We start from the raw sequence: 16,896 nt of genomic DNA, 5'->3' as shown, positions 1-16,896 counted from the left end.
CCGTCACCGTGCGTCACAGTCGGTGCCGGAGGTGGTACCGAATGAACGCCACGACAACCGCCCGCGAAGCCCTCGGACGGTACGGAGAAGAACTCGCCGCCCGCCGGCTCACCGCCACCGGACTGCACGTCATCGCCAGGAACTGGCGATGCGGCCGCACCGGAGAGATCGACATCGTCGCCCGCGACGGCGACACCCTCGTCGTCTGCGAGGTCAAGACCCGCCGCGGCGGAGCCTACGAACACCCCATGGCCGCCGTCACCCCCCGCAAGGCCGAACGGCTGCGCCGCCTCGCCGCCTGCTGGCTCCACCGCCACGGCGGCCCACCCCCCGGCGGAAACGTCCGCATCGACCTCATCGGCGTCGTCCTGCCCCACCGCGGCGCACCCGTCGTCACCCACGCCCGAGGGGTGGCCTGATGGGATTCGCCCGCACCTGCTCCGTCGCCCTCGTCGGCGTCGAAGGCGTCGTCGTCGAGGTCCAGGCAGACCTGGAAGCCGGAGTCGCCGCCTTCACCCTCGTCGGCCTCCCCGACAAGAGCCTCACCGAAAGCCGCGACCGCGTCCGCGCCGCCATCGTCAACTCCGACGCCGAATGGCCCCAGAAGAAACTCACCGTCGGCCTCAGCCCCGCCTCCGTCCCCAAAGGAGGCAGCGGTTTCGACCTGGCCGTCGCCGCAGCCGTCCTCGGCGCCGCCGAACGCATCGACCCCCGCACCATCGCCGACCTCGTCCTCATCGGCGAACTCGGCCTCGACGGCCGCGTCCGCCCCGTCCGCGGCGTCCTGCCCGCCGTCCTCGCCGCCGCCGACGCCGGCTACCGGCAGGTCGTCGTCCCCGAACAGACCGCCGGCGAAGCCGCCCTCGTCCCCGGCATCTCCGTCCTCGGCATCCGCAGCCTGCGCCAGCTCATCGCCGTCCTCACCGACGAACCCGTCCCCGAAGAAGAACCCCACGAAGAAGGCCGCCCCGACCCCATGCTCGCCGGACTCCTCGTCCCCGGAGCGGGCATCGGCACCGGACTCGCCGCCGACCCCACCGACGGACCCGACCTCGCCGACGTCGCCGGACAGCACACCGCCCGCCGCGCCCTCGAGATCGCCGCCGCCGGCAGCCACCACCTCCTGCTGACCGGCCCACCCGGAGCAGGCAAGACCATGCTCGCCGAACGCCTCCCCGGCATCCTGCCGCCCCTCACCCGCCAGGAATCCCTCGAAGTCACCGCCGTCCACTCGGTCGCCGGCATCCTCCCGCCCGGCGAACCCCTCGTCCACCGCCCGCCCTACTGCGCACCCCACCACTCCGCGACCATGCAGTCCCTCGTCGGCGGCGGCAACGGACTGCCCCGCCCCGGCGCCGTCTCCCTCGCCCACCGCGGCGTGCTCTTCCTCGACGAAGCCCCCGAGTTCTCCTCCAAAGCCCTCGACGCCCTCCGACAACCCCTCGAATCCGGCCACGTCGTCGTCGCCCGCGCCGCCGGCGTCGTCCGCCTCCCCGCCCGCTTCCTGCTCGCCCTCGCCGCCAACCCCTGCCCCTGCGGCCGGCACACCCTCCACGGCGCCGGCTGCGAATGCCCCGCCTCCCTCATCCGCCGCTACCAGGCCCGCCTCTCCGGCCCCCTCCTCGACCGCGTCGACCTCCGCGTCCAGGTCGAACCCGTCCACCGCTCCGACCTCCTCGGCCACGGCGGACGCGGCGAACCCAGCACCACCGTCGCCGCCCGCGTCCACGAAGCCAGGGCCCGCGCGGCCGCCCGCCTCGACGGCACCCCCTGGACCGTCAACAGCGAAATCCCCGGACACGAACTCCGCACCCGATTCCTCGCCCGCCCCGGCGCCCTCGCCGCCGCCGAACGCGACATCGAACGCGGCCTGCTCACCGCCCGGGGCCTCGACCGAGTCCTCCGCGTCGCCTGGACCGTCGCCGACCTCGCCGGACACGACCGCCCCGAAGCCGACGACATCGCCCTCGCCCTCGAACTGCGCACCGGCATCACCCGAGGCGTCCCCGTCGCGGCGGGGGAGTGGCGATGACCACCACACCCCACCACCACGAAGCCGAACGCCTCGCCCGCGCCGCCCTCACCCACATCATCGAACCCGGCGACGAACACGCCGGCCGCGCCCTCCGCCGCCACGGAGCAGTCCACCTCCTCCGCCTCCTCCACCAGAACGACACCCCACGCCACCCCACCCCCTGGGACCCCGCCGAACCGGACACCCCGCCCCGCACACCCCCCGCAGCACCCGACCCCCGCCCCCGGCCCGCCCACACCCACCCCGCACCACCCGACCCCGGCCCCGGACGACCCGCGAAGCCCCCGCACCCCACCCGTACCGACCCCAGCCCCCACGCCGACGACTTCCCCGGCACCGGAGAAGCCCGCATCGCCACCTGGCGACGCCGCGCCCGCACCGCCACACCCGAACACGACCTCGACCTCATCACCCGCCTCGGCGGACACTTCCTCATCCCCGGCGACACCGACTGGCCCACCCAACTCGACGACCTCGGCGACGCCCGCCCCATCGGCCTGTGGACCCGAGGCCCCGCCCCCCTCCGCACCTGGGCCCTCCGCTCCGTCGCCCTCGTCGGCGCCCGCACCTGCACCCCCTACGGCGCCCACACCGCCACCACCCTCGCCGCCGGACTCGCCGAACGCGGCTGGGTCGTCGTCTCCGGCGCCGCCTTCGGCATCGACGGCGCCGCCCACCGCGGCGCCCTCGCCGGCGGCGGCGCCACCATCGCCGTCCTCGCCTGCGGAGTCGACACCCCCTACCCCCGCGGCCACGCCGGCCTCCTCGGCCGCATCGCCGAACAGGGCCTGATCATCGGCGAACTCCCACCCGGCGCCCACCCCACCCGCAGCCGCTTCGTCCTCCGCAACCGCGTCATCGCCGCCCTCACCCGCGGCACCGTCGTCGTCGAAGCCGAATACCGCAGCGGCTCCCTCGTCACCGCCCGCGCCGCCACCCGCCTCGGCCGCCACACCATGGGCGTCCCCGGCCCCGTCACCAGCGGCCTGTCCGCCGGAGTCCACGAACTCCTCCGCGGCGAAGCCACCCTCGTCACCGACGCCGCCGAGATCATCGAACTCGTCGGATCCGTCGGCGACCTCGCCCCACCCCGCCGCGGCCCCGTCCTGCCCCGCGACCTCCTCGCCCCCGACACCGCCCGCGTCCTCGAAGCCCTCCCCGCCCGCGAGCCCGCCTCCCTCACCACCATCGCCGCCCGCGCCGGCACCCACCCCGACCACACCCTCGCCAAGCTCTACGAACTCCACTCCCTCGGGTTCGTCGAACGACGACAGGACCACTGGCGGTTGACGAACACCCGCACAGAACGCTCGAACACCCGGCATGGCGCCTGTCGACCCGACGCAATCGGGTGAAAAGGTGAGGCCGATGAGCAATCGAGTTCTCTCGGCCGCACCCGAGGGGCCGACCCGCGCCACGGCCCCCGTTCGAAGACCTGGACGACGCCGGCCACCCGGACCGGCGGCAACCCCCGATGTTCGCGCACCGCGATCGTCCACTCACGCTACGCTCACGAGGATCCCCCGCCCCGCGACCGGACCGACTCCTCCGCACCCGACAGCAGAACGGCTCAAGGCAACGCATGCCCCAGCACACCTCCGGGTCTGACCGCGCTGCGGTGCCCCCAGCAGCCCGGGGCACCGTGCGACCACCCGCACCGACCTCGCTCGACGAGCTGTGGCGCTCGTACAAGGAAACCGGCGACGAACGGCTGCGGGAACAGCTGATCCTGCACTACTCGCCCCTCGTCAAATACGTCGCCGGACGCGTCAGCGTCGGACTGCCCTCCAACGTCGAACAAGCCGACTTCGTCTCCTCCGGAGTCTTCGGGCTCATCGACGCCATCGAGAAATTCGACGTCGAACGCGCCATCAAATTCGAGACCTACGCGATCACCCGCATCCGCGGCGCCATGATCGACGAACTCCGCGCCCTCGACTGGATCCCGCGCTCCGTACGCCAGAAGGCCCGCAACGTCGAACGCGCCTACGCCACCCTCGAAGCACAGCTGCGCCGCACCCCCTCCGAGGCAGAGGTCGCCGACGAGATGGGCATCACCCTCGACGAACTCCACGCCGTCTTCAGCCAGTTGTCCCTGGCCAACGTCGTCGCCCTCGAAGAACTCCTGCACGTCGGCGGAGAAGGCGGCGACCGGCTCTCCCTCATGGACACCCTGGAGGACACCGCCGCCGACAACCCGGTGGAGGTCGCCGAGGACCGCGAACTGCGCCGGCTCCTCGCCCGGGCCATCAACACGCTCCCCGAGCGCGAGAAGACCGTCGTCACGCTCTACTACTACGAGGGCCTCACCCTCGCCGAGATCGGCCACGTCCTCGGCGTCACCGAGAGCCGCGTCAGCCAGATCCACACCAAGTCCGTCCTCCAGCTTCGAGCCAAACTGGCCGACGTGGGCCGCTGACCCACCCCGGTCCACCGGTCGTACAGTGGAGCCGTGCCAAGGATTCGAGCGGCCTCCGTGGCCGAGCACCGGACGATGCAGCGCGGCGCCCTGCTGGACGCCGCGCGAAGCCTGCTGTCCGAAGGCGGTACGGAGGCGCTGACCTTCCCCGCCCTCGCCGAGCGCACGGGCCTGGCCCGGTCCTCGGTCTACGAGTACTTCCGCTCCCGCGCGGCCGTGGTCGAGGAACTCTGCGCCGTCGACTTCCCCGTCTGGGCCGCCGAGGTCGAGGCCGCCATGGCCGCCGCCGACACCGCCGAGGGCAAGATCGAGGCGTACGTCCGCAGCCAGCTCCAGCTGGTCGGCGACCGGCGGCACCGCGCGGTCGTCGCGATCTCCGCCGGCGAGCTCGACGACGGCGCCCGCGAGAAGATCCGCGCCGCCCACGGGGGCCTCGTCACCATGATCGTCGACGCCCTCACCGCCCTCGGCCGCCCCCAGCCCCGCCTGGAGGCCATGCTCCTCCAGGGCGTCGTCGACGCGGCCGTCCGCCGCATCGAACTCGGCGCCGCCGAGGACCCGGCGACCATCGCCGACGCGGCCGTCTCGATGGCCCTCGGCGGCATCCGCGGCACCTGAGGCACCTGTCCCCTTCCCTTCACCTCCGGGGCCCCCTCCCCCCCTCCCCCCCACCCCGCCCCGCCCCCCGTCCCCCCTGTCGTGTCAGTCCGGTGCGCCGTGCAGCGGCAGCAGGCGGGACGGGCCCGTGCCGAGCAGGCGGAGCGGGTTCAGGTAGGTGTCGCCGCGCAGCAGGCCCCAGTGGAGGCAGGGGCGTGTGCAGTGGCCGCCGGGGCTGACGCGGGCGAGGAGGTCGCCGGGGCGGACGGTGGTGCCGGGGCGCAGGAGGGGGTCGACCGGGACGTAGGTGGTCCGCAGGGGTGGTGCGCCGCCACCCGTAAGGGTGAGGACGAGGACGCCCTGGCCGCCGACCGGGCCGGCGAAGGTGACGGTGCCGGCGGCGGGGGCGTGGACCGGGGTGCCCGGTGGGGCGGCGAGGTCGATGCCGCGGTGGCCGGCGGCGTAGGGGCCCGGTGGTGGTTCCCAGCCGCGCAGGACGTCGGGCCGGGGCGGGCCGACGGGCCAGACGGCGGTGGCCAGGGCGAGGGGGAGGGCGAGCAGGAGTGTCGTCGTGGAGTGCATGACGGCAGGTTGCCCGGCGGGCGGGGTCCGCGACGGGCGCGGGGCGGATCTGTGGACAACTCCCGGGTTGTGGACAGCGCCGTCACCCGGTGCCCCCGGGGTCCCGTACACTTTCCATGGCGACCCGGGTCACCGGGTCGACTTCGCACGCCCCGCCACCGGTCTCTGGCGGGTGGCAGCGCCTTTCGGTCCTTCGTGGCACGGCGCGCCGGGGCGTCAGGAAAACAACCGAGAAACCCAAGGAGATACGGCCATGGCCGTCGTCACGATGCGGGAGCTGCTGGAGAGCGGCGTCCACTTCGGTCACCAGACCCGTCGCTGGAACCCGAAGATGAAGCGCTTCATCTTCACCGAGCGCAACGGCATCTACATCATCGACCTGCTCCAGTCGCTGTCGTACATCGACCGCGCCTACGAGTTCGTCAAGGAGACCGTCGCGCACGGCGGCTCCATCATGTTCGTCGGTACGAAGAAGCAGGCCCAGGAGGCCATCGCCGAGCAGGCGACGCGTGTCGGCATGCCGTACGTGAACCAGCGCTGGCTGGGTGGCATGCTCACCAACTTCTCGACCGTCTACAAGCGTCTGCAGCGCCTCAAGGAGCTCGAGCAGATCGACTTCGAGGACGTGGCCGCCTCCGGCCTCACCAAGAAGGAGCTCCTGGTCCTCTCCCGCGAGAAGGCCAAGCTGGAGAAGACCCTCGGTGGTATCCGCGAGATGCAGAAGGTGCCGAGCGCCGTCTGGATCGTCGACACCAAGAAGGAGCACATCGCCGTCGGTGAGGCGCGCAAGCTCCACATCCCGGTCGTCGCGATCCTCGACACCAACTGCGACCCCGACGAGGTCGACTACAAGATCCCGGGCAACGACGACGCGATCCGCTCCGTCACCCTGCTCACCCGCGTGATCGCCGACGCCGTCGCCGAGGGCCTCATCGCCCGTTCCGGCGCCGCGACCGGTGACTCGAAGCCGGGCGAGAAGGCCGCCGGCGAGCCGCTCGCCGAGTGGGAGCGCGACCTGCTCGAGGGCGACAAGAAGGCTGACGAGGCCCCGGCCGCCGAGGCCGCTGCCGAGGCTCCGGCCGCCGAGGCCGAGGTTGCCGCCGAGGCTCCGGCCGCCGACGCCGAGCAGGCCTGACCCTTCCGGTCCCTGAGGACCTTCGGGTGATGACGGCGGGGGCACGTGCTGCTCCCGCCGTCCACCCGTGGACCCGCCCGATCTTTCAGACTTCGAGAGAGAAAAAGACTCATGGCGAACTACACCGCCGCTGACGTCAAGAAGCTCCGCGAGCTCACCGGCGCCGGCATGATGGACTGCAAGAAGGCCCTGGACGAGGCCGACGGCGACGTCGACAAGGCCGTCGAGGCCCTGCGCATCAAGGGCCAGAAGGGTGTCGCCAAGCGCGAGGGCCGCTCCGCCGAGAACGGCGCCGTGGTCTCCCTCATCGCCGACGACAACACCTCCGGCGTCCTGGTCGAGCTGAAGTGCGAGACGGACTTCGTCGCCAAGGGTGAGAAGTTCCTGGCCGTCGCCAACGCGCTCGCCGCGCACGTCGCCAAGACCTCCCCGGCCGACATCGAGGCGCTGCTCGCCTCCGAGATCGAGCCCGGCAAGACCGTGCAGGCGTACGTCGACGAGGCCAACGCCAACCTCGGCGAGAAGATCGTCCTGGACCGCTTCGCGCAGTACGCCGACGGCTACGTCTCCGCGTACATGCACCGCACGATGCCCGACCTGCCGCCGCAGATCGGTGTCCTGGTCGAGCTCGACAAGGAGAACGCCGAGGTCGCCAAGGGTGTCGCGCAGCACATCGCCGCGTTCGCCCCGAAGTACCTCACCCGCGAGGACGTCCCGGCCGACGTCGTGGAGTCCGAGCGTCGCATCGCCGAGGAGACCACCCGCGCCGAGGGCAAGCCCGAGGCCGCGATCGCCAAGATCGTCGAGGGTCGTGTGAACGGCTTCTTCAAGGACGCCACGCTGCTCGGTCAGCCGTACGCCCTTGACAACAAGAAGTCGGTCCAGCAGATCCTGGACGAGGCCGGTGTCACCCTGAAGCGCTTCACCCGCATCAAGGTCGGCATCTGAGTCCGTACGCAACGGACACCGGACCCCGGTAGGGTCTGAGGCAGCCGCCGGCGTACGCGCCGGACGGCCGCAGATCTGACGAGGAGGCCATTGCCGTACGGGAAACCGCAAGGACCCCAGGGCAATGGCCTTCTTCGTATGTGCACGAGGAGATCTCCAATGAATCAGGGCGCCGCACAGGGCGACGACAACAACGGCAAAATGGCCGGCCGCTTCATGCTGAAGCTGTCCGGTGAGGCTTTCTCCGGGGGCACCGGCCTCGGGGTCGATCCGGATGTCGTACACGCCATCGCGCGCGAGATCGCCGCTGTCGTCCGCGACGGCGCCCAGATCGCGATCGTGATCGGCGGAGGCAACTTCTTCCGTGGCGCCGAGCTCCAGCAGCGCGGCATGGACCGGGCCCGCTCCGACTACATGGGCATGCTCGGTACCGTGATGAACTGCCTCGCCCTCCAGGACTTCCTGGAGAAGGAGGGCATCGACTCCCGCGTCCAGACCGCCATCACCATGGGGCAGGTCGCCGAGCCGTACATTCCGCTGCGTGCCGTGCGCCACCTGGAGAAGGGCCGTGTGGTCATCTTCGGTGCCGGTATGGGCATGCCGTACTTCTCCACCGACACGACCGCCGCGCAGCGCGCGCTGGAGATCGACGCCGAGGCCCTGCTCATGGGCAAGAACGGCGTCGACGGGGTCTACGACTCCGATCCGAAGACCAACCCGGACGCGGTCAAGTTCGACGCGCTGGAGTACGGCGAGGTGCTCTCGCGCGACCTGAAGGTCGCCGACGCCACCGCGATCACCCTGTGCCGTGACAACAACCTTCCGATCCTCGTCTTCGAACTGCTCGCCGAGGGCAATATCGCGCGCGCGGTGAAGGGTGAGAAGATCGGCACGCTCGTGAGCGACCAGGGCACCCGGGCCTGACCCGAACCGGGAACCGCCCCGCGAGGGGGGATGGACAGAGCCCTGCCGGTCGTACACCGTGCAGGACACAACGCGACGACACGCAGGAGCAAGTGGTGATCGAAGAGACCCTCCTCGAGGCCGAGGAGAAGATGGAGAAGGCCGTCGTGGTCGCCAAGGAGGACTTCGCCGCGATCCGCACCGGCCGTGCGCACCCGGCGATGTTCAACAAGATCGTGGCCGACTACTACGGTGCGATCACGCCCATCAACCAGCTGGCGTCGTTCTCGGTGCCGGAGCCGCGCATGGCCGTGGTGACCCCGTTCGACAAGAGCGCGCTGCGCAACATCGAGCAGGCCATCCGCGACTCGGACCTCGGCGTCAACCCGAGCAACGACGGCAACATCATCCGGGTGGTGTTCCCCGAGCTGACCCAGGACCGCCGCAAGGAGTACATCAAGGTCGCCAAGACCAAGGCCGAGGACTCCAAGATCTCGATCCGCTCCGTGCGCCGCAAGGCCAAGGAGACCATCGACAAGCTCGTCAAGGACGGCGAGGTCGGCGAGGACGAGGGCCGCCGCGCGGAGAAGGAGCTCGACGACACCACCGCGAAGTACGTCGCGCAGGTGGACGAGCTGCTCAAGCACAAGGAAGCCGAGCTGCTCGAGGTCTGATGAACGACTCTTCCTGGAGGGCCCCGGCCGGTTCCGGCTTCGGGGGGCCCGACCAGGGGCCTGCCCCGGCGGGTCCCGCCTACGAAGGGCGGCGGGCGGCGCAGACTCGGCCCATGCCCATCGTGTCCGATCCCGCCGGCGACAACCAGGACGATCACGACCGGGGGGCCGCTCAGCCGGGCGGTCCCCTGTTCCGTGACGAGACGCCGCACGAGCATCCGCAGGAGCCCATGTCCAGCCCGTCCCAGCCCGCGCCTGCGCCTTCGCCCCGGCAGAAGCCGCGGCAGAAGAAGAGTGCGGGCCGTGACCTGGGTGCGGCCATAGGAGTCGGTCTCGGTCTCGGCGCCGTCATCATCGCGTCGCTGTTCATCTGGAAGCCGGCGTTCGTCGGTGTGATAGCGGTCGCCGTCGTGGTCGGCCTGTGGGAGCTGACCTCCCGCCTCCAGGAGCGCAAGGGCATCAAGGCTCCGCTGGTCCCGCTCGCGCTCGGCGGTGCGGCGATGGTCGTCGCCGGGTACGTGCGGGGGCCGGAGGGCGCGTGGGTGGCGATGGCGCTCACGGCTCTCGCGGTGCTCGTGTGGCGGATGACGGAGCCGCCCGAGGGCTATCTGAAGGACGTCACGGCGGGGGTCTTCGCGGCCTTCTACGTGCCGTTCCTGGCGACGTTCGTGGCCCTGATGCTGACGGCCGACGACGGCCCGTGGCGGGTGCTGACCTTCCTGGTCCTCACCGTGGTCAGCGACACCGGCGCGTACGCGGTGGGCTGGCGTTTCGGCCGGCACAAGCTGGCCCCGCGCATCAGCCCCGGCAAGACCCGCGAGGGTCTGCTCGGCGCGGTCGCGTTCGCCATGGCGGCGGGCGCGCTGTGCATGGAGTTCCTGATCGACGGCGGCCTGTGGTGGCAGGGGCTCCTGCTCGGCCTCGCGGTGGCGGCGAGCGCGACGCTGGGCGACCTGGGCGAGTCGATGATCAAGCGTGACCTCGGCATCAAGGACATGGGCACGCTGCTGCCGGGCCACGGCGGGATCATGGACCGGCTGGACTCGTTGCTGCCGACGGCGCCGGTGGTGTGGCTGCTGCTGGTGCTGTTCGTCGGAAGCGGTTGACGGACAGCAGGTACTCTGGAAGGGCTCGCGGCCTGGTGTCGCGGGCCCTTCGCAGTCCCCGCCACCGCGGGGACGGTCCAGTGAGGTCTCCTGGCTTCGGCACCGTGTTGCCGTGCTTCCCGCCGCCGCGGGGATGTCGGACCTCGTCGTACTGAGGAGACACCCGCCGTGGCCCGCCCGCTTCCCGGAGAACTCACTTTCGTCGCCCCGCGCGGAGCCAAGCAGCCCCCGCGGCACCTGGCCGACCTCACGCCCGCCGAGCGGAAGGAGGCGGTCGCCGCGATCGGCGAGAAGCCGTTCCGCGCCAAGCAGCTGTCCACGCACTATTTCGCCCGGTACGCGCACGACCCGGCGCAGTGGACCGACATCCCCGCCGCCTCGCGCGAGAAGCTGGCCGCTGAGCTGCTGCCCGATCTGATGTCGGTCGTGCGGCACGTCTCGTGCGACGACGACACCACCCGCAAGACGCTGTGGCGGCTGCACGACGGGACGCTCGTGGAGTCGGTGCTCATGCGCTACCCGGACCGGGTGACCATGTGCATCTCCTCGCAGGCCGGCTGCGGCATGAACTGCCCGTTCTGTGCCACCGGCCAGGCCGGTCTGGACCGGAACCTGTCGACGGCGGAGATCGTGCACCAGATCGTCGACGGTATGCGCGCGCTGCGGGACGGCGAGGTGCCGGGCGGCCCGGCGCGGCTGTCGAACATCGTCTTCATGGGGATGGGCGAGCCGCTGGCCAACTACAAGCGGGTCGTCGGCGCGATCCGCCGGCTCACGGACCCCGAGCCCGACGGCCTGGGCCTGTCGCAGCGCGGGATCACGGTGTCCACGGTCGGTCTGGTCCCGGCCATGCTGCGGTTCGCCGACGAGGGCTTCAAGTGCCGGCTGGCGGTCTCGCTGCACGCGCCCGACGACGAGCTGCGCGACACCCTGGTGCCGGTGAACACCCGCTGGAAGGTCCGCGAGGTCCTCGACGCGGCGTGGGAGTACGCGGAGAAGTCGGGGCGCCGGATCTCCATCGAGTACGCGCTGATCCGGGACATCAACGACCAGGCGTGGCGGGGTGACCTCCTCGGCCGGCTGCTGAAGGGCAAGCGGGTGCACGTCAACCTGATCCCGCTCAACCCGACGCCCGGCTCGAAGTGGACGGCGTCCCGTCCCGAGGACGAGAAGGCGTTCGTCGAGGCCATCGCCGCGCACGGCGTGCCCGTCACCGTCCGCGACACCCGCGGGCAGGAGATCGACGGTGCCTGTGGACAGCTCGCGGCCGCCGAACGCTGACCTTGTAGTCTGAGCTCGAACACATCTGCATATTCCGACAGGGGAGCGCCACAGCGCTGAGAGTGCGGCACATGCTGGGAAGTCGAGCACCGTGGCCGCAGACCCTCTGAACCTCGCCCAGGTCATTCTGGGTAGGAAGTTCGGTCGTAACTCGAGCTGTTGCGCCCTGCCCGCGTCCGGTGTCCCCGGCCGCGGGCAGGGCCGCGTCTCTTCCTGGTCAACCCCAGGAGGAATTCACGTGAACACCACGAAGGCAGCCGCCGCCGCGCTCGTCGCGGCGCTCGGCGTCACCACGCTCGCCGCCTGCGGCACCGACGACGCGCGGGACGCGGCCGGCAAGAGCGGCGGTCCCGCGCCCAAGACCGTCACCCTGGTCAGCCACGACTCCTTCAACGCCTCCAAGGAGGTCCTGGCCGAGTTCACCCGGCAGACCGGTTTCACGGTCCGGGTGCTCAAGAGCGGTGACGCCGGCGAGGCCGTCAACAAGGAGATCCTCACCAAGGGCGCCCCCCAGGGCGACGTCTTCTTCGGCGTCGACAACACCCTGCTGTCCCGCGCCCTCGACAACGGCATCTTCGTCCCGTACGAGGCGAAGGGCCTGGACCGGATCCCCGCCGCGCTCCGGCTCGACAAGGAGCAGCACCGGGTCACCCCGGTCGACTCCGGCGACATCTGCGTCAACTACGACAAGAAGTACTTCGCCGACAAGAAGCTCGCTCCGCCGCAGACCTTCGACGACCTGGCCAAGCCCGCGTACAAGGACCTCCTCGTCGTCGAGAACCCCGAGCGCTCCTCCCCGGGCCTCGGCTTCCTGCTCGGCACCGCCGCGAAGTACGGCGATGGGGGCACCTCCCAGGGCGAAGCCTCCGGGGGAGGGTGGCAGGACTACTGGAAGAAGCTCAAGGCCAACGGCGTGAAGACCGTCGACAGCTGGGAGCTCGCCTACAACCAGGAGTTCTCCGGATCCGCCGGCGGCAAGAAGGCCAAGGGCGACCGTCCGCTCGTCGTCTCCTACGCCTCCTCCCCGCCGGTGGAGGTGCTCTACTCCGAGCCGCAGCCCAAGGTGGCCCCCACCGGCGTGTCCACCGGCACCTGCTTCCGGCAGACCGAGTTCGCCGGTCTGCTGAACGGGGCGAAGAACCCCGAGGGCGGCAAGGCGCTGATCGACTTCCTGATCTCCAAGACGTTCCAGGACGACATGCCGCTGCAGATGTTCGTCAACCCGGTCACGAACGACGCGACGCTGCCCGAGCTGTTCACCAAGCACGGCGTGGTGATCGACAAGCCGGAGACGATGGCGCCGGAGAAGATCGCCGAGAAGCGCGAGCAGTGGATCGGGCAGTGGACCTCGCTCGTCCTGAAGTAGTCCGCCGGGGCCGCCCTTCCGGCCGCCGTCGGGGAAGCGCGGCGCGGCTGGGGCTGATGCTGCTGCCCGTCGCCTTCTTCGCGGTCTTCTTCGCCTGGCCCGTCGTCTCGATCGTCGGGCGCGGGCTCAGGCCGGACGGGCGGCACTGGGAGCTCGGCCGGTTCGGTGAGACGCTGACCCGGCCGGACATCCTCGACGTCCTGTGGTTCACGCTGTGGCAGGCCCTGGCCTCCACGGCGCTCACCCTGCTCGTCGCGCTCCCCGGCGCCTACGTCCTGGCCCGGTTCGACTTCCCCGGCAAGCGGATCCTGCGGGCCGTGGTCACCGTGCCGTTCGTGCTGCCGACCGTCATGGTCGGCACCGCGTTCCTCGCGCTCGTCGGCCGGCGCGGACTCCTCGACGAGCTGTGGGGCGTCCGGCTCGACACCGGCGTGTGGGCCATCCTCCTCGCCCACGTCTTCTTCAACTACGCCGTCGTCGTCCGCACCGTCGGCGGCCTGTGGTCGCAGCTCGACCCGCGCCAGGAGGAGGCCGCGCGGGTGCTCGGCGCCTCCCGCTGGCGGGCCTGGCGGACCGTGACGCTGCCCGCGCTCGGGCCGGCCGTCGCCGCCGCCGCGCTCATGGTGTTCCTGTTCACCGCGAGCTCCTTCGGCATCGTGCAGATCCTCGGCGGCCCCGCGTACTCCACCCTGGAGACGGAGATCTACCGGCAGACCGCCGACCGGCTCCAGCTGTCCACGGCCGCCGTCCTCACCATGGTGCAGTTCGCCGCCGTCGGCACGATCCTCGCCGTGCACGCGCGGACCGTCCGGCGGCGGGAGACGGCGCTGCGGCTCGTCCCGCCGGAGCGGACCGCGCGCCGTCCGTGCGGCGCGGGACAGTGGGCGCTGCTCGGCGCCGTGCTGCTGTCCATCGCGCTGCTGATCGTCGCCCCGCTCGGCGTGCTCGTGGAACGGTCCCTGGCCACACCGTCCGGTTACGGACTCGACTACTTCCGGGCGCTGGGGCACGTCGACGGCACCGGCACCTTCCTCGTGCCGCTGACCGACACCGTCGTCAACTCGCTGCAGTACGCGCTCGCCGCGACCGGCATCGCCGTCCTCGTCGGCGGGCTCGCTGCGGCGGCCCTCACCCGGCGTGCCGGGCGGCTCGTGCGCGGCTTCGACGCCCTGCTGATGCTGCCGCTCGGCGTCTCCGCCGTCACCGTCGGCTTCGGCTTCCTCATCACCCTCGACGAGCCGCCGCTCGACCTGCGGGCCAGCTGGATCCTCGTCCCCCTCGCGCAGGCCCTGGTCGGCGTCCCCTTCGTCGTACGGACCATGCTGCCCGTGCTGCGGGCCGTCGACGAACGGCTGCGGGAGGCCGCTGCCGTCCTGGGCGCCTCGCCCTGGCGGGCCTGGCGCGAGGTCGACCTGCCGCTGGTGCGGCGGGCGCTGCTCATCGCCGCCGGTTTCGCGTTCGCCGTGTCCCTCGGCGAGTTCGGGGCGACCGTGTTCGTCGCCCGCCCCGACAACCCGACCCTCCCGGTGGCCGTGGCCCGGCTCCTGAACCGGCCCGGCGAGCTCAACTACGGCCAGGCCATGGCCCTCTCGACGATCCTCATGGTGGTGTGCGCGGTGTCCCTGCTGCTGCTCGAACGGCTCCGTACCGACCGGACCTCGGGGGAGTTCTGATGCTGACGCTTCGCCGGGCGACCGTACGGTTCGGGGACCGCACCGTGCTCGACGCGGTGGACCTGGAGGTCGCCGACCACGAGATCGTGTGCGTGCTGGGGCCCAGCGGCAGCGGCAAGTCCACGTTGCTGCGGGCCGTCGCCGGACTCCAGCCGCTGGACGACGGGCGGGTGTTCCTCGACGGCGCCGACCAGAGCGGCGTGCCCGTGCACCGGCGCGGCGTCGGCCTCATGTTCCAGGACCACCAGCTGTTCCCGCAGCGGGACGTCGCCGGGAACGTCGCCTTCGGGCTGCGGATGCGGCGCGTCGCCCGGGCCGAGCGGGACGCGCGGGTCGAGGAACTCCTCGACCTCGTCGGGCTGCCCGGCGCCGGGCGGCGGGCGGTCGCCGCGCTGTCCGGGGGCGAACAGCAGCGTGTCGCGCTCGCGCGGGCGCTCGCCCCCCGGCCCCGGCTCCTCATGCTCGACGAGCCGCTCGGCCAGCTCGACCGGGGCCTGCGGGAACGGCTCGTGCTGGAACTGCGGGAGCTGTTCGGGCGGCTGGGCACGACGGTGCTCGCCGTCACCCACGACCAGGGCGAGGCCTTCGCCCTCGCCGACCGGGTCGTCGTGATGGACGACGGGCGGATCGCCCAGTCCGGCACGCCCCTCGACGTGTGGCGGCGGCCCGCCTCCGAGTTCGTCGCCCGCTTCCTCGGCTTCGGCAACGTGGTCCCGGCCACCGTCACCGGCACCACCGCCGACACCCCCTGGGGCAGGATCCCCGTCCCCGACGGCTCCCCCCAGGGCGAGCGCCGCCTCCTCGTCCGTCCCGCCGGCGTCCACCTCGCCGCGACCGGCGACGGCCTGCCCTGCCGCGTCGAGACCCGCACCTTCCGCGGCAGCCACGTCGCCGTCACCCTCCGCCCCAGCGAAGGCCCGCTGCTGGAGGCCGAGTTCGCGCTGCGGGACACCCCGGACGAGGGCGCCGAGGTGGACGTGGACTTCCGGGCGGACGACGTGGTGGTGCTGGGCGCCCCCTCGATCGCGTCCGGAACGTAGCGCCGTCCGCCCGAAGGGCAGGGCCTCGGCGGCGTCCGGTGCGCGGGGTCCGCCCGGGCCCGCACCTCCTGGCCGCCCGATCCGCTCACGCCGTCAGAGGTGGCGGTCGTAGAGCGCGCGCAGCCAGGGTTCGCGGACCTCCGGCATCCGGGCCAGTGTGCCGCGGAAGGCCCGGAGGTCCGGCTGCAGCGTCCTCCAGGGGTGGTCCGGGAGCGGGTAGTCGTCGCGCAGCACTCCTTCCGGCAGGGTGCCCGACGCCGGGAGGGGCGAGGTCTCCGGGGGCAGCGCCAGCCAGGCCCACACACCGTCCGGCAGCGGTACGGGAACCGCGCCGCCCTCGGGGCGCCAGGGACCGCCCGTCCCCGGGTCGTGCGGTACGAGCGCGATGTCGAGGCCGTCGCCGGGCAGCCCCGGACCGGCCGGACCCGCCGTCCGCACGACCGGGCCGGGCGGGAGCAGCGCGTCCAGCGCACGTCCGAGCACGTCGGTGAGGAGCCCGGCGGGCAGCCGGACGCGTGCCCCGCCGGAGGCGACCACCAGACCGGCGAGCGCCGCCCCCATGGCCGCCTCCCAGCGGGGGCTCCAGGAGCCCGGAGGGTCGACGGGCGGGACGGCCGTGAACGTACGGGGCGGAGCCGGGGCACCGGTGGGCACCCGGCGCACGGCGCCCGGTTCGAGCCACACCGTCTGCCAGAGTCCGCAGTCGTCCACCCGGGACGCCACCGGCAGCCCGCAGCACTCGCACTCCAGGTTCGGCTCGGCCCCCGCGGCGATCCCCAGACAGTGGTTGACGCACTTCTCGGGCACGAGGACCGTGCCGCGCACGTCACCCGGAGCGGTCACGATCCGGCCCCGGGCCCCGAAGGACACCGGCCACGGTGCGAACACCCCCTGCGCGGCGGCCGCCGCCTCCCCGATGTCCTGCCCGTCCCGGAACGGCGGGCCCGACGGAGCCGGGTCGACCGCGTACGTCCCCGGTTCCATCAGGGCGGGGTACGGCTCGTGCCCGTACGAGAGGTGTGCCTCCGGAGGGAGCGGCACCCGTGCCAGGGGCACCGTCAGCACCGCGTCGCAGCGCGCGCACACGAAGACGTCCATCGCCCGGGATTCTCCCCCGGCCGGTCCCAGTGGCGCGCG

Annotated in this window: 16 protein-coding genes; 14 read left to right on the top strand and 2 right to left on the bottom strand. The window is 72.1% G+C overall.

What is annotated here, in order from left to right:
- Positions 1 to 41 precede the first annotated feature (41 nt).
- From ABD954_RS09000 to ABD954_RS08980, 5 genes are all read left to right on the top strand, one after another.
- The gene (locus ABD954_RS09000; protein ID WP_382746035.1) at positions 42 to 419 is read left to right on the top strand and encodes a YraN family protein; all 378 of its coding nucleotides are present in this window, start codon (positions 42 to 44) and stop codon (positions 417 to 419) included.
- Positions 419 to 2,032, top strand: coding sequence for a YifB family Mg chelatase-like AAA ATPase (locus ABD954_RS08995; RefSeq protein WP_345485355.1), 1,614 nt, complete (start codon positions 419 to 421; stop codon positions 2,030 to 2,032). The genes ABD954_RS09000 and ABD954_RS08995 overlap by 1 nt, the downstream gene beginning before the upstream one ends.
- Positions 2,029 to 3,390, top strand: a complete 1,362-nt coding sequence (dprA, locus tag ABD954_RS08990) for a DNA-processing protein DprA (RefSeq protein WP_345485354.1) — start codon at positions 2,029 to 2,031, stop codon at positions 3,388 to 3,390. The genes ABD954_RS08995 and dprA overlap by 4 nt, the downstream gene beginning before the upstream one ends.
- Before the next feature lie 227 nt (positions 3,391 to 3,617).
- Positions 3,618 to 4,454, top strand: coding sequence for an RNA polymerase sigma factor WhiG (gene whiG / locus ABD954_RS08985; protein WP_345485353.1), 837 nt, complete (start codon positions 3,618 to 3,620; stop codon positions 4,452 to 4,454).
- A 57-nt stretch (positions 4,455 to 4,511) separates the two neighbouring features.
- The gene (locus ABD954_RS08980) at positions 4,512 to 5,072 is read left to right on the top strand and encodes a TetR/AcrR family transcriptional regulator (protein WP_345492047.1); all 561 of its coding nucleotides are present in this window, start codon (positions 4,512 to 4,514) and stop codon (positions 5,070 to 5,072) included.
- 84 nt (positions 5,073 to 5,156) lie between these two features.
- Here ABD954_RS08980 and ABD954_RS08975 read toward each other — a convergent pair whose 3' ends face one another.
- On the bottom strand, positions 5,157 to 5,633 hold the full coding sequence (locus tag ABD954_RS08975; RefSeq protein ID WP_345485352.1) for a M23 family metallopeptidase: 477 nt from the start codon (positions 5,631 to 5,633) through the stop codon (positions 5,157 to 5,159).
- A gap of 253 nt (positions 5,634 to 5,886) precedes the next feature.
- Here ABD954_RS08975 and rpsB point away from each other — a divergent pair, with 253 nt between their 5' ends.
- From rpsB to ABD954_RS08930, 9 genes are all read left to right on the top strand, one after another.
- On the top strand, positions 5,887 to 6,768 hold the full coding sequence (rpsB, locus tag ABD954_RS08970) for a 30S ribosomal protein S2 (protein WP_345485351.1): 882 nt from the start codon (positions 5,887 to 5,889) through the stop codon (positions 6,766 to 6,768).
- Positions 6,769 to 6,879: 111 nt separating this feature from the next.
- Positions 6,880 to 7,716, top strand: a complete 837-nt coding sequence (tsf, locus tag ABD954_RS08965; RefSeq protein ID WP_345485349.1) for a translation elongation factor Ts — start codon at positions 6,880 to 6,882, stop codon at positions 7,714 to 7,716.
- 159 nt (positions 7,717 to 7,875) lie between these two features.
- Positions 7,876 to 8,640 carry a UMP kinase gene (gene pyrH / locus ABD954_RS08960; protein WP_345485348.1) on the top strand — a complete coding sequence of 255 codons (765 nt, stop codon included), beginning with the start codon at positions 7,876 to 7,878 and terminating at the stop codon, positions 8,638 to 8,640.
- A gap of 95 nt (positions 8,641 to 8,735) precedes the next feature.
- Positions 8,736 to 9,293, top strand: a complete 558-nt coding sequence (gene frr / locus ABD954_RS08955; RefSeq protein ID WP_345485347.1) for a ribosome recycling factor — start codon at positions 8,736 to 8,738, stop codon at positions 9,291 to 9,293.
- A complete protein-coding gene (locus ABD954_RS08950; protein ID WP_345485346.1) occupies positions 9,293 to 10,399 on the top strand; it encodes a phosphatidate cytidylyltransferase in 1,107 nt (368 codons plus the stop codon). The genes frr and ABD954_RS08950 overlap by 1 nt, the downstream gene beginning before the upstream one ends.
- Before the next feature lie 168 nt (positions 10,400 to 10,567).
- Positions 10,568 to 11,680: a dual-specificity RNA methyltransferase RlmN gene (gene rlmN, locus ABD954_RS08945; RefSeq protein ID WP_345485344.1), complete on the top strand. Its 1,113-nt coding sequence runs from the start codon at positions 10,568 to 10,570 to the stop codon at positions 11,678 to 11,680.
- A gap of 238 nt (positions 11,681 to 11,918) precedes the next feature.
- Positions 11,919 to 13,046 carry a thiamine ABC transporter substrate-binding protein gene (locus ABD954_RS08940; RefSeq protein WP_345485343.1) on the top strand — a complete coding sequence of 376 codons (1,128 nt, stop codon included), beginning with the start codon at positions 11,919 to 11,921 and terminating at the stop codon, positions 13,044 to 13,046.
- Between the two features lie 56 nt (positions 13,047 to 13,102).
- Positions 13,103 to 14,719 (top strand): ABC transporter permease, encoded by a 1,617-nt coding sequence (locus ABD954_RS08935; RefSeq protein ID WP_345485342.1) that lies wholly within the window; start codon positions 13,103 to 13,105, stop codon positions 14,717 to 14,719.
- Positions 14,719 to 15,759: an ABC transporter ATP-binding protein gene (locus ABD954_RS08930; RefSeq protein WP_345485341.1), complete on the top strand. Its 1,041-nt coding sequence runs from the start codon at positions 14,719 to 14,721 to the stop codon at positions 15,757 to 15,759. Before ABD954_RS08935 ends, ABD954_RS08930 begins: the two co-directional genes overlap by 1 nt.
- A gap of 93 nt (positions 15,760 to 15,852) precedes the next feature.
- Here the strand turns inward: ABD954_RS08930 and ABD954_RS08925 are convergent, their stop codons facing one another.
- Positions 15,853 to 16,857 carry a hypothetical protein gene (locus tag ABD954_RS08925; protein ID WP_345485339.1) on the bottom strand — a complete coding sequence of 335 codons (1,005 nt, stop codon included), beginning with the start codon at positions 16,855 to 16,857 and terminating at the stop codon, positions 15,853 to 15,855.
- Between the last annotated feature and the right edge of the window lie 39 nt (positions 16,858 to 16,896).

Source organism: Streptomyces roseoviridis (assembly GCF_039535235.1).
In the GTDB taxonomy this organism is placed as follows: domain Bacteria; phylum Actinomycetota; class Actinomycetes; order Streptomycetales; family Streptomycetaceae; genus Streptomyces; species Streptomyces roseoviridis.
Note: the sequence above shows the minus strand (reverse complement) of the source record. Positions and strands in the feature narration are given on the sequence as shown.